The organism is Rhizobium sp. RHZ01 (assembly GCF_014851595.1).
Classification (GTDB): domain Bacteria; phylum Pseudomonadota; class Alphaproteobacteria; order Rhizobiales; family Rhizobiaceae; genus Rhizobium; species Rhizobium altiplani.
On sequence record NZ_JACUZZ010000017.1, the window covers coordinates 63163 to 76404 of the forward strand.

At 61.3% G+C, this 13242-nt stretch carries 11 protein-coding genes; 10 read left to right on the top strand and 1 reads right to left on the bottom strand.

The features are described from left to right. The first annotated feature begins 48 nt into the window (after window positions 1-48). The 3 genes from IB248_RS18290 (at window position 49) to lysS (ending at window position 4979) form a co-directional block, all read left to right on the top strand. On the top strand, window positions 49-1818 hold the full coding sequence (locus IB248_RS18290; protein WP_192241478.1) for an SLC13 family permease: 1770 nt from the start codon (window positions 49-51) through the stop codon (window positions 1816-1818). A gap of 190 nt (window positions 1819-2008) precedes the next feature. Then, window positions 2009-3466, top strand: a complete 1458-nt coding sequence (gene gltX / locus IB248_RS18295; RefSeq protein ID WP_025658866.1) for a glutamate--tRNA ligase — start codon at window positions 2009-2011, stop codon at window positions 3464-3466. A gap of 16 nt (window positions 3467-3482) precedes the next feature. Then, the gene (gene lysS / locus IB248_RS18300) at window positions 3483-4979 is read left to right on the top strand and encodes a lysine--tRNA ligase (protein ID WP_112646044.1); all 1497 of its coding nucleotides are present in this window, start codon (window positions 3483-3485) and stop codon (window positions 4977-4979) included. A 67-nt stretch (window positions 4980-5046) separates the two neighbouring features. Here the strand turns inward: lysS and IB248_RS18305 are convergent, their stop codons facing one another. Then, window positions 5047-5772, bottom strand: coding sequence for a hypothetical protein (locus IB248_RS18305; RefSeq protein WP_113471964.1), 726 nt, complete (start codon window positions 5770-5772; stop codon window positions 5047-5049). Window positions 5773-5953: 181 nt separating this feature from the next. On the opposite strand from IB248_RS18305, the gene IB248_RS18310 reads away from it, so the two are divergent. From IB248_RS18310 to IB248_RS18340, 7 genes are all read left to right on the top strand, one after another. Further along, on the top strand, window positions 5954-6862 hold the full coding sequence (locus tag IB248_RS18310; RefSeq protein ID WP_018856505.1) for a LysR family transcriptional regulator: 909 nt from the start codon (window positions 5954-5956) through the stop codon (window positions 6860-6862). A 130-nt stretch (window positions 6863-6992) separates the two neighbouring features. Next, the gene (locus IB248_RS18315; protein WP_018856504.1) at window positions 6993-8153 is read left to right on the top strand and encodes an ABC transporter substrate-binding protein; all 1161 of its coding nucleotides are present in this window, start codon (window positions 6993-6995) and stop codon (window positions 8151-8153) included. Window positions 8154-8352: 199 nt separating this feature from the next. Beyond that, on the top strand, window positions 8353-9339 hold the full coding sequence (locus IB248_RS18320; RefSeq protein ID WP_018856503.1) for an ABC transporter ATP-binding protein: 987 nt from the start codon (window positions 8353-8355) through the stop codon (window positions 9337-9339). Next, complete coding sequence (locus tag IB248_RS18325; protein WP_018856502.1) at window positions 9336-10310, top strand: ABC transporter permease; 975 nt, start codon at window positions 9336-9338, stop codon at window positions 10308-10310. The genes IB248_RS18320 and IB248_RS18325 overlap by 4 nt, the downstream gene beginning before the upstream one ends. Beyond that, a complete protein-coding gene (locus IB248_RS18330) occupies window positions 10300-11115 on the top strand; it encodes an ABC transporter permease (RefSeq protein ID WP_018856501.1) in 816 nt (271 codons plus the stop codon). Before IB248_RS18325 ends, IB248_RS18330 begins: the two co-directional genes overlap by 11 nt. Window positions 11116-11130: 15 nt before the next feature. Beyond that, window positions 11131-12558, top strand: a complete 1428-nt coding sequence (locus IB248_RS18335; RefSeq protein ID WP_192241479.1) for a gamma-aminobutyraldehyde dehydrogenase — start codon at window positions 11131-11133, stop codon at window positions 12556-12558. A 58-nt stretch (window positions 12559-12616) separates the two neighbouring features. Then, on the top strand, window positions 12617-13111 hold the full coding sequence (locus IB248_RS18340) for an ester cyclase (protein ID WP_018856499.1): 495 nt from the start codon (window positions 12617-12619) through the stop codon (window positions 13109-13111). The last annotated feature ends 131 nt before the right edge of the window (window positions 13112-13242 follow it).

Here is a 13242-nt window from a genome sequence, read left to right on the forward strand (position 1 = left end):
GGTACGGCGGGGCACTCGCCGGTGCCAACCTCAAGTTGCTGGAATCGCATGACAACGCAGCAGATCCTCGCCTTCGGGCTCATCGGCCTGATGATGGCAGTCTTCATCTGGGATCGGTTTCGCTATGACCTGGTTGCCTGTTGCGCTCTCGTGCTGGCCATCTGCGTCGGTATCGTGCCTTTCAACCGGGCATTTTCGGGCTTCAGCGACGACATCGTGATCATCGTCGGCAGCGCCCTCATCGTCAGCGCCGGCGTGGCGCGCTCGGGGATCGTCGATACAACGATCAAGCGCTTCTTTCCGAACCTGACCAAGCTGCATGCGCAGCTCGCGCTGCTGCTCATTGTCGTCGCGCTTCTGTCGGCCTTCATCAAGAACATCGGCGCGCTTGCGATCATGATTCCAGTCGCCTTCCAATTTGCCCGAAAAAGCGGGAGGTCTCCGTCGCTTTACCTGATGCCGATGAGCTTTGCCGCGCTACTCGGCGGGTTGATGACGCAGATCGGCACCTCACCAAACATCGTGGTCTCGCGGCTTCGCGGCGAAATCACCGGGACGCCTTTTACGATGTTCGACTTCACACCCGTCGGCGCGACGCTTGCTCTGGTTGGCATTGTCTTCTTGATCCTTTTCCACTGGCTAGTTCCCGAACGGCAGAACGAGAACCCATCGCTTGAGGAAGCGTTGGATTTGAAGAACTATTTCTCCGAAGCAACGGTGGTCGAAGGCTCCGGCTTCGAAGGCAAAAAGCTCAACGAGCTCCTGCAGCTCGGCGATGGAGAAGTGGTCGCAACCGCGATCCTGCGCGGGCATTCGCGCCTCGCGCCGTTCCCCGACGTTCTCCTGAAGCCGGGCGACACGATTCTGCTGGAAGGGCGTCCTGAAGCCCTGGATCGCGTCGTTTCCAACGCCAAACTCAAACTTTCAGGCAAACCGATCCCCGAAGCAAAGACGGAGGGCGACGTGACTTCGATCGAAGCAGTGGTCTCCTCCGAGTCCATGCTGATCGGGTGGTCCGCGCGCCAGCTCTCGCTCTGGAACCGCCGGCGCATCAACCTGCTTGCGGTCAGCCGGCACGGGCACAGGCTGACCGAACGGTTGAGCGAAGTCACCCTGCGCGCCGGCGATGTTCTTGTGCTGCAAGGCAGCCGTCGAAACCTGCCGGGCTTCCTGCAGGAATTCTCCTGTCTCCCATTGGCGCAGCGCGAAATCATGCTCGGCACGCCGCGCAGAGCTTACGTACCGCTGCTGATCCTTGCGACAGCGATGGGGATGACGGCGGCCGGAATGGTTCCGGTTTCGGTCGCCTTCTTCTGCGCCGCGCTGGCGATGGTCGTTTTTCGGGCCATCCCCCTTGCCGAGGTCTACAAGGCGGTGGACGGCCCGATCCTCATCATGCTTGCCGCGCTGATCCCCGTCTCCGACACATTGCGAACGACCGGCGGAAGCGATCTGATTGCCGGGTGGCTGGGGCACTTCGCCGCCCAGATGCCGCCCTTCGGCGCGCTGACTTTGATCGTCATCACCGCCATGGCGGTAACGCCGTTCCTCAACAATGCGGCAACGGTTCTGGTCATGGCGCCAATTGCGGCGAGCTTTGCCCACACGCTCGGCTATAGACCGGAGGCCTTTTTGATGGGGGTCGCCATCGGCGCTGGCTGCGATTTCCTGACGCCGATCGGCCACCAATGCAACACGCTGGTCTTCGGTCCCGGCGGCTATCGTTTCAGCGATTACCCCCGCCTCGGCCTGCCGCTGTCATTCGTCATCGTCCTCGTCAGCGTACCTGTCCTGCTCTACGTCTGGCCTGTCCATTGATGCGATCGCCCATTTTCCTTGACGCGCGCGGTCGAATATGGCCTTAAGGCCAGCCAAATGGGCAATCGGCGGATGAACGGGGGCAGTGCCCTTTTCCGGCCGGTTTCCTGATCCAGTTATCTGCATTCTTTCCGGCCGAACGTCGCTTTCTCAGGCAAGCCGTCCGGCATTCATTTGACGGGCACATAAAATGACAGCTTCCGGCGTCCGCGTCCGCATTGCTCCCTCGCCGACCGGCGAGCCGCATGTCGGCACTGCTTACATCGCTCTCTTCAACTACCTTTTCGCCAAGAAGAACGGCGGCGAGTTCATTCTGCGCATCGAAGACACCGATGCGACGCGCTCGACCCCGGAATTCGAGACCAAGGTGTTGGACGCGCTGAAATGGTGCGGCCTCGAATGGAAGGAAGGTCCTGACATCGGTGGCCCCTACGGCCCGTACCGTCAGTCCGACCGCAAGGACATCTACACCCCATACGGCCAGGAACTGCTGGACAAGGGGCATGCATTCCGCTGTTTTTGCACGCCTGAGCGTCTGGAGAAGATGCGCGAAGAGCAGCGCGCCGCCGGCAAGGCGCCGAAGTATGACGGCCTCTGCCTGAAGTACTCGGCCGAAGAGGTCTCCGCGAAGATGGCCGCCGGCGAAGGCTCCGTGATCCGCATGAAGATCCCGACCGAGGGCTCCTGCGACTTCACCGACGGCGTCTATGGCGATGTCAGCATTCCGTGGGATTCCGTTGACATGCAGGTCCTGATCAAGGGCGACGGCATGCCGACCTATCACATGGCAAACGTCATCGACGACCATCTGATGCGAATCACCCATGTCGCGCGCGGCGAAGAATGGCTGGCATCCGTGCCGAAGCACATCCTGCTTTACCGCTACTTCGGTTGGGAGCAGCCGGTGTTCATGCATCTGTCGCTGATGCGCAATGCCGACAAATCGAAGCTCTCGAAGCGCAAGAACCCGACGTCAATCTCCTACTACTCCGCTCTCGGCTATATCCCGGAAGCGCTGATGAACTTCCTCGGCCTGTTCTTCGTGCAGATCGCCGAAGGCGAAGAGTTGCTTGATATGGACGAGCTTTCCGAGAAGTTCGATCCCGAAAACCTTTCGAAGGCCGGCGCCATCTTCGACATCCAGAAGCTCGACTGGCTGAACGGCCGCTGGATTCGTGAGAAGCTATCCGAAGAGGAGTTCCAGGCCCGCGTGCTCGACTGGGCGATGGAGAACGATCGCCTGAAGGCGGGCCTGCGCCTGTCGCAGTCGCGCATTTCCAAGCTCGGCGAACTACCTGACCTCGCAGGCTTCCTGCTGAAGTCCGACCTCGGCGTTGACCCGTCGGCCTTCGCCAAGATCAAGTCACCGCCGGAAGAGATCCTCGAGATCCTCAACACCGTCCAGCCGGATCTCGAAAAGATCCTCGAATGGAACGTCGAGACGATCGAAGCCGAGCTACGCGCCATTGCCGACCGCATGGGCAAGAAGCTGAAGGTCGTCGTGGCCCCGCTCTTCGTCGCAGTATCAGGCTCGTCGCGCTCGCTGCCGCTCTTCGACTCGATGGCGATCCTCGGCCGTTCCGTCGTGCGTCAGCGGCTGAAACTGGCCGCCCAGGCAGTTGCCTCCCTCGTCGGCCCGAAGAACTGAACCGGACGTTTGCATCATGACTGAAAAGACCGAAACAGCGACCCTTTCCTCCGACGCGACCGAGGTCCGCGCCCAGAAGCTGAAGCTGCTGCGCGAACAGATCGGCGAGGTCTATCCGGCGCATTTCCACCGGACCATGACCAATGCCGAACTGGCGGAGAAGTACAAGGACCTCGAATCCGACGTCGAGACGCAGGATGTCGTGACCGTTGCCGGTCGCGTCTATTCCTCGCGCAACTCCGGCATGTTCATGGATATCCATGACGCCTCGGGCAAGATCCAGATCTTCAGCCACAAGGACGTGACGCCGGAAGAAGCCCGCAACATGCTTGGCATGATCGATATCGGCGATATCATCGGCGTGACCGGCACGGTGCGCCGCACGAAGCGCGGCGAGCTGTCGATCAACGCTCGCGAAATCACCATGCTGACGAAGTCGCTGCTCCCGATGCCGGAGAAGTGGCACGGCGTTTCCGACGTCGAGATCCGCTATCGCAAGCGCCACCTCGACATCATGACCAACGAGGAATCGAAGCTCCGCTTCCAGCAGCGTTCGAAGATCGTGTCCGGCATCCGCCGCTTCATGGAAAACGACGGCTTCATGGAAGTCGAAACGCCGATGTTGCACTCGGTCTATGGCGGCGCCACCGCCGAGCCGTTCAAGACGCATCACAACACGCTGAAGCTCGACATGTACCTGCGCATCGCGCCGGAACTGTACCTGAAGCGGACGTTGGTCTCCGGCCTTACCGACAAGGTATTCGAGATCAACCGCAACTTCCGCAACGAAGGCGTCTCGACCCGGCACAATCCTGAATTCACGATGATGGAGTGCTACTGGGCCTATGCCGACTACGAGGACATCATGGACCTCGTGGAGCGGCTGTTCGAAAGCCTGGCACTGTCGATCCACGGCACGACGGAATTCCCCTTCGGCGACAAGACGATCTCCTTCAAGGGGCCGTTCAAGCGCGTGCCGATGCCAGACGCCGTCAAGGAAGTGACCGGTATCGACTTCCTCGCCATGAAGACCGACGAGGAAGCCCGCGCGGCTGCCAAGGCCGCCGGCTTCGAAGTCGAGAAGGACTGGACCTGGGGCGAATGCCTTGCCTTCATCTTCGAAGAAAAGGTTGAGGCCACGCTCATTCAGCCATCACACGTCACCCACTTTCCGAAGGACATCTCGCCCTTCGCCAAGGAAGTGCCAGGCGAGCCGCGCCTTGTCGAACGCTTCGAGACCTACTGCAACGCCTGGGAACTCGGCAACGCCTTCTCGGAACTCAACGATCCGGAAGAGCAGCGCCGCCGCATGGTCGAGCAGCTGGAGCAGGCGCACGCCCGCGGCGAAAAGGAAAAGCAGCTGGACGACGAATTCCTCGATGCGATCGACCAGGGCATGCCGCCCGCCGGCGGTCTCGGGATCGGCGTCGACCGCCTGATCATGCTGCTCACCAACGCCCCATCGATCCGCGACGTCATCCTCTTCCCGGCTCGACGCAGCAAGGCCGACTGAGCCGGCTTACCTGGAATAGAAAAAGGCGGCGACCCGTTGGGCTCGCCGCCTTTTTTGTTGGAAAGGGTTAGTGGCCGGCTCCGGGCGCGGCTTCCGGCGCAGCAGGCTCTTTGGCAGGTGCGGAGCCATGTTCGCCGCCTTCCGCGGGCTTTACTTCCTTTGCCTCTGCTGTCTTCGCAGTTTTCTTGCCCTCTCCTTCGCCGCCCTTGGTAGCGGCAACGGCGATGGGATCGATACAGTCCGAATAGTCCCTGAAGGACGCGTTCATCGCGGTTATCTCGTCCTCGGGTAGATCGACGCGTTCGCCGAAGAACAGCCCGTTGTCCGCCGCCTCCCCGTCATAGTAACGGGCGGTGTAGGTCTTGGCTTCCGTGCTTTCGAGGACGGGATCGGGATGCGGAATATAGACGACGTCAGCGCCGATCGCCCTGCCGCGAATATCCGAGCGCAGCGTCGGTCCGTTGGTATCGAGAACGACGACTTGCACGAGATCGGGCCTCTGCGCATCGTAGATCGTCTTGGCGACGCGAAGCGCGGTCTTGACGCGAGTCATGCCATCGGTCGGCTCGGTCTTGATATATTTACGGATCCAGACGCGGTTCTGCTTCTTGATGGTGACGAGATTGACGTCGGTGCAGGAGAGGCCGTTCATCGTCTCTGCGGAAGGGCCAAGGAGCCTATCCTTGCCGATAAAAAGCGCGGCACCGCCGGAGACGCCCCCGAGAAGGGCGACGCCAGCGATGATAAACACCAATTTCCGGGAAGGCCGGAAGATGCGCAGTAGGGCCTTCACGCCAACTGCTCCGCCATTAACAAGCTCCAACGCAATACGAGTGGTTTCGACGCTAGAGAAATGACGTTTCCGAATACTTAAACGCGGGCTCTAAGTTTGCATCAGTATGGGATTAACACCAAAAAAGGTCCAAGCTTTCCCTATGCTTGCCAATGTCCTCACGGCCATGCTCTAACGGCTGATGGCCTTCACGCTTCGCCAGATCCAGTACTTCGTTGCCGTCGCCGAGCAGGGCTCTGTAACGCGCGCCGCGCAGAACCTTTCGATCTCGCAATCGTCGGTCACGGAGGCCCTCAAGGAGCTTGAAACCGACCTCGGCGTCGAGCTTTTCGAGCGTCATCCACGCGGCCTGACGATCACCCACAATGGCCATCAGTTCCTTCGCCATGCGACGAAAATCCTGGCAAGCGTGACGGATGCGCGCACCAGCTTTTCCGGCAAGCAGAACGAGATCTCCGGCAAACTCAACATCGGCGTCACCTCGCTCGTCGCCGGCTATGTGCTCTCCGACCTCCTGGCCCGCTATCGCCGCGCCTGCCCGGGCGTCGAAGTCAGCGCAATCGAAGACAATGGCGGCTATCTCGAGCACCTGCTGGTCGGCGGCGAACTGGATGTGGCCGTCATGGTCATTTCCAACCTGCGCGACCGCATGGCCCTGCAGGCAGAGATCCTGGAGACGTCACCTTACCGGTTGTGGTTGCCCATGGGCCATCCACTCGTTTCCGCCGACATCATTTCCGTGGCGGACATCGCTCGCGAACCGCTGATCATGCTGACCGTCGACGAAATCGAGGAAAACACCGGCAAGCTGCTGTCGGCGCTTGGCGCACGGCCGCATGTCGCCTTCCGCACGCGCTCGGTGGAAGCGGTACGCAGTCTGGTCGCGACCGGTGCCGGCGTGGCGCTATTGCCCGACCTGGTCTATCGCCCCTGGTCGCTGGAAGGCGACCGAATCGAGAGCCGTGACGTGTCCGGCTCCCTTCCGGTCGTCCAGGTCGGCATGGTCTGGCGAAAGGGCTCGAGTTTGCCGCAAGCGGCGCGCGACTTCGTGGGCATCGCAGAAGCCCTGCGATCCGGCCGGCCCCGGTGATCCTTCGGACGATATCGGATATTCCGATATCGCCTTTCTGATAAATGAATTTGCGAAACCGGAAAATTCAGCGCACCTTTCAACCGGGAACATAACGCCACGAAAAGTGGCAACAACCGGGAGACATCAGATGAAATATCTTCTGAAATCGTGCACTGCTGCCCTCGCGAGCGTGAGCTTCGTGACGCAGGTTGCCGCAGCCGAACCGCTGAAGGCGCTTGGCAAGGGCGAAGGTGCTGTCAGCATCGTAGCCTGGGCGGGCTACATCGAACGCGGTGAAAGCGACAAGAGCTACGACTGGGTCACCGGCTTCGAAAAGGAAACCGGCTGCAAAGTGTCGGTCAAGACGGCGGCGACCTCCGACGAAATGGTCTCGCTGATGAACGAAGGCGGATTCGACCTCGTCACGGCCTCCGGCGACGCGTCGCTTCGCCTGATCGCAGGCAAGCGTGTCCAGCCGATCAACACCGATCTCATCCCGAGCTTCAAGAACGTCGATCCGCGCCTGCAGAAAGGCGCATGGTACACGGTCAAAGACGTCCACTACGGCGTTCCCTATCTCTGGGGGCCGAACGTGCTGATGTATAACACCGATGCCTTCAAGGATAAGGCACCGACCAGCTGGAAGGTCGTTTTCGAGGAAGAAACCCTTCCCGACGGCAAGTCCAACAAGGGCCGTGTTCAGGCCTATGATGGTCCGATCTACGTTGCCGATGCCGCTCTCTACCTGATGGCGCACAAGCCGGAACTCGGCATCAAGGATCCCTATGAACTGAACGAAGACCAGTACAAGGCGGCGCTCGACCTGCTGCGCGGCCAGCGCAAGCTCGTCTCCCGCTACTGGCACGACGCGATGATCCAGATCGACGACTTCAAGAACGAAGGCGTCGTGGCCTCCGGTTCCTGGCCGTTCCAGGTCAACCTGATGCAAGCCGACAAACAGAAGATCGCCTCCACCTTCCCGGAAGAAGGGGCCACCGGCTGGGCTGACACGACCATGCTGCATGTCGACAGCGAACACCCGAATTGCGCCTACATGTGGATGGAGCATTCGCTGCAGGCCAAGGTCCAGGGCGATGCCGCTGCCTGGTTCGGCGCCGTTCCTTCCGTTCCCGCTGCCTGCAAGGGCAACGAGCTGCTGACCGACGAGGGTTGCTCAACGAACGGTTATGATCACTTCGACAAGATCAAGTTCTGGAGAACGCCGACGGCCAAATGCGCAACGCAGGGCGAGTGCGTACCGTATCACCGTTGGGTCTCCGACTATATCGGTGTGATCGGCGGACGATAATCCGCCCGCACAACCTCTCCTTCTCCGCAAGCGGAGAAGGCGCCCGCTGAGGGCAAGGCGAGGGGACAATGAAGACAAGAGCGAAACGTCCGAGCGCTGGGGGCAACGACGGAACGCCGAATTGTCACCTCGTCGGGGCCCCTTGGGCCGCATCCTTCCCGCTGGGAAGATGAAAGACGCAACATCCCGGAGTTTTACAATGATTCCCGCCGTCCGTTTCCAACAGGTCTCGCGCCATTTCGGGCCGGTCCGCGCCGTCGACAGCGTCGATCTCGAAATCGCGCCCGGCGAGTTCTTCGCCATGCTTGGCCCTTCCGGCTCCGGCAAGACAACCTGCCTGCGCCTGATCGCAGGCTTCGAGCAGCCGACGGGCGGCCACATCGAAATCTTCGGTGAGACCGCCGAAGGCATCCCGCCCTATCGCCGCAACGTCAACACCGTCTTCCAGGACTACGCGCTCTTCCCGCATCTCAACATCCTCGACAACGTCGCCTACGGGCTGATGGTCAAGGGTGTCGGTAGGCCAGAGCGCACCAAAGCCGCCGAGCAGGCGCTGGAGCTTGTGAAGCTTCCCGGTTACGGCGCGCGCAAACCCGGACAGCTCTCCGGCGGCCAGCGGCAGCGTGTGGCGCTCGCCCGCGCCCTCGTCAACAAGCCGAAAGTCCTTCTCCTCGACGAACCGCTCGGCGCGCTCGACCTGAAGCTGCGCGAGCAGATGCAGGAGGAATTGAAGAGCCTGCAGCGCGCGCTCGGCATCACCTTCATCTTCGTCACCCACGACCAGGGCGAGGCCCTGTCGATGGCCGACCGCGTCGCCGTCTTCAACAACGGCGGCATCGTCCAGGAAGGTACGCCGCACGACATCTATCGGCGCCCGAAGACGCGCTTCGTCGCGGATTTCGTCGGCTCCTCCAATGTCATTGCGCCCGATATGATGACCGCGCTCGGCGGCGAGAAGCGCTGGGCGAGCCTGCGTCCGGAAGCGATCCACGTCGCCGGCGAAGGCGTTGAGGCGCGTGTGGAGCATGCAAGCTTCCTCGGCGCGGCAACCCGCCTCTCGGTCGATATCCGCGGCACCCGCCTGCACGTCATGCTGCCGGCCGGCGCCAACGTGCCGGATGTCGGCACAAGCGTCCGCCTCGTCTGGCAGCCCGTCGACGTGCATTACATGGATGACGCAGCATGACAGCGCTTGCCCTCACCAAACCGGCGGAACTGCGCGAGACCTCGATCCTTCCCGGTCGCGGCGGTTTCTTCGGACAGCTCTCGGACGCCTTCTGGCGCCATCCTAGACTGCTGCTCTTCCTGATGCTGACGCCGCCGCTCCTGTGGCTCGGCATCATCTACATCGGCTCACTGATCGCGCTGCTCCTGCAGAGCTTCTTCTCGATCGATGATTTCTCGGGCCTGGTGAATTACGAGTTCACGCTTGCGACCTATGCGCAACTCCTCAGCCCGACGAATTTTGACATCATCATCCGCACCATCATCATGGCGGCGCTGGTGACACTGGCTTCTGCCGTCGTCGCCTTTCCCATCGCCTACTACGCTGCTCGCTATGCGCAGGGCAAATGGAAGGCGCTGTTCTACCTCGGTGTCATGCTGCCGCTGTGGTCGAGCTATCTCGTGAAGATCTACGCCTGGAAACTCATCCTCGCGAAGGAAGGCATCCTCACCTGGATCTTCGAGAAGCTGCACCTGTCCTGGCTGCTCGACGGCATCCTCAACCTGCCCGTTGTCGGTGGCAATTCGCTGTCGGTCAGCTATCTCGGTACGTTTGTCGTCTTCGTCTATGTCTGGCTGCCCTACATGATCCTGCCGACACAGGCAGCACTCGAACGCGTCCCAGGCAACCTGATCGAGGCGTCGTCCGATCTCGGCGCCACACCGAGCCAGACCTTCCGCACCGTACTTTTCCCGCTGGCGCTGCCCGGTATCGTCGCCGGCTCGATCTTCACCTTCTCGCTGACATTAGGCGACTACATCATCCCGCAGATCATCGGTTCGTCGCGCCTCTTCATCGGCCAGGCGGTCTATGCCCAGCAGGGCACCGCGGGCAACGTCCCGCTCGCGGCCGCCTTCTCCGTCGTCCCGATCGTCATCATGGCCGTTTATCTCTGGCTGGCCAAGAAACAGGGGGCCTTCGATGCGCTCTGACCGTTCCCAGCGTTCACCGCTGCTTCTAAAGATCGCCGCAGCCGGTGGCCTGCTCTTCCTACACCTGCCGATCCTCTTGATCTTCGTCTATGCCTTCACGACGGAAGAGAAGAGCTATCAATGGCCGCCACCGGGACTGACGACGCAATGGCTCGCCATCGCGTGGAACCGCCCGGATGTCTGGTCAGCGCTCGGCCTCTCCGTGCAGGTCGCCTGCATCGCCACCGCGATCGCGCTGGTGCTCGGCACGCTCTGCGCAGCCGCAGTAAGCCAGACGAAGTTCTTCGGCCGTGAAGCAATCTCGCTCCTCGTCATCCTACCGATCGCGCTGCCCGGCATCATCACCGGCATTGCACTGCGCTCGGCCTTCAGCCTGTTCGACATTCCATTTTCGGTCTGGACGATCGTGCTCGGTCACGCGACCTTCTGCGTCGTTGTCGTCTACAACAACGCCGTCGCCCGCTTCCGCCGCACCTCGGGTTCACTGATCGAGGCATCGATGGATCTAGGCGCCGACGGTTTCCAGACCTTCCGCCACGTCATCCTGCCGAACATCGGGACCGCGCTTCTGGCCGGCGGCATGCTCGCCTTCGCGCTGTCCTTCGACGAAGTCATCGTCACCACCTTCACCGGCGGCCAGCAATCGACGCTGCCGATCTGGATGCTCGAAGAACTCATCCGCCCACGCCAACGCCCGGTCACCAATGTGGTCGCGATGGTCGTCGTGCTCGTCACTTTCCTGCCGATCCTGGCAGCCTACTACCTCACTCGCGACGGCGACCAGGTCGCCGGAGCCGGCAAATAATTAAGGGAGAACATCATGGACACCGCGATGCTGATTGGGTCCCGTTTCGAAGCGGGCACGGAAACGGAAGAGCACATCCTGAACCCGAAGACGGGCGAGACCGTGCTTGACCTGCCGGAAGCCTCGCTTGCCCAGATCGACGCTGCCGTCGACGCCGCAGAATCCGCATTCCAGGACTGGTCGCAGACGACACCGGGCCAACGCTCCAGCTACCTCCTCAAGATCGCCGATGCGATCGAGAAGGACGCCGAGGGGTTTGCCGCGCTGGAAGCCCTGAACTGCGGCAAGCCGATCAATGCCGTGTTGAACGACGAAATCCCGGCAATCGTCGATTGCTACCGCTTCTTTGCAGGCGCCGTCCGCAATCTGCACGGCCCCGTCGCCGGCGAATACCTGCCTGGTCATACATCAATGATCCGCCGCGATCCGGTCGGTATCATCGGCTCCATCGCGCCGTGGAACTATCCGCTGATGATGATGGCCTGGAAGCTGGCTCCGGCAATCGCCGGCGGCAACACCGTCGTCTTCAAGCCCTCCGAACAGACGCCGCTCACCGCACTTAAGATGGCGAAGCTGCTTGCCGATATCCTGCCGGAAGGCGTCGTCAACGTCATCCTCGGCCGCGGCGAGAGCGTCGGCAATGCCCTGATCAATCATCCGAAGATTTCGATGGTCTCGATCACAGGCGACGTCGCTACCGGCAAGAAAGTTCTGCAGGCAGCCGCCAAGACCGTGAAGCGCACCCACCTGGAACTCGGCGGCAAGGCGCCGGTCATCGTCTTCGACGACGCCGACATCGACGCTGTTGTCGCGGGCATCCGGACCTTCGGCTACTACAATGCCGGCCAGGACTGCACCGCCGCCTGCCGCATCTACGCCGATGCGAAGGTCTACGACAGATTCGTCGCCGACCTCTCCTCAGCCGTCTCCTCGATCAAGTTCAATCAGGCCGACGACACCGAGAACGAGATCGGCCCACTGATCTCCAAGCGCCAGCGCGACCGCGTCGAAAGCTTCGTCGCCCGCGCGTCCGAACACAAGCACATGGAAATCACCACCGGTGGCAAGACCTCCGGCGACAAGGGCTTTTTCTACACGCCGACGGTCGTCGCCGGCGCCACGCAGGATGACGAGATCGTTCGCCGCGAGGTTTTCGGTCCGGTCGTTTCCGTCACCCGCTTCACCGATGTCGAGGATGCCGTCACCTGGGCGAACGACAGCGACTACGGCCTCGCTTCGTCGGTCTGGACCAAGGACATCAGCCGCGGCATGAAAACTGCCGCCCGCCTGCAATATGGCTGCACCTGGATCAACACACACTTCATGCTCACCAACGAAATGCCGCATGGCGGCCTGAAGCAATCAGGCTATGGCAAGGACATGTCCGTCTACGCACTGGAGGACTACACCGCCGTCCGGCACGTAATGATCAACCACGGTTGATCCCGCGCGGCCGGGCCGTAACCTGCAAACAAGAACATGCAACAAAAGGGGAGTCGAAATGAAACGCCGTACCATTCTTGCCGCCTTCGGTGGCATCTGTCTCGCCTCGACGCTTTCGGCCATGCCGGTCTATGCGGCCGATCAGACGCCGGTTGAGGTCGTTCAACAGTACCTGGCCGCATGGAACGCCCACGATGCCGGCAAGGCCGCTTCCTATTTCGATGACAAGATCAGCTACTACGACGCATCGGTTGGCAAGCCGACCGTCGGCAAGGCCGAGGCCAAGGCGGCCGTGATCGACAACTTCATGACCGCTGCGCCGGATCTGAAATGGGAGATGCGGGGTGATCCGATCGTCAGCGGAAACAAGGTTTCCTTCGAGTGGACCTTCTCAGGGAAGAACAGCGGTCCTTGGGCCGATGGGACCAAGGCAACCGACAAGTCCTTCTCCTTCGACGGTGCCTCGGTCTTCGTCATTGAGAACAACGTGATCAAGCAGCAGTCGGACTACTACGACGCCCTTGGCTTCTACAAGCAACTGGGCCTGATGTAACATGGCAATCCGGCCGGCGGCGCTCCCCAGGGGCGTCGCCAACGCTTTCAGCTACCGCTGCGGGCTGCGCCCACCGGTTGCGTAAAATATGGAACAAATTTCCTCGCCCTGCGTCATCTAAACGATGAGCA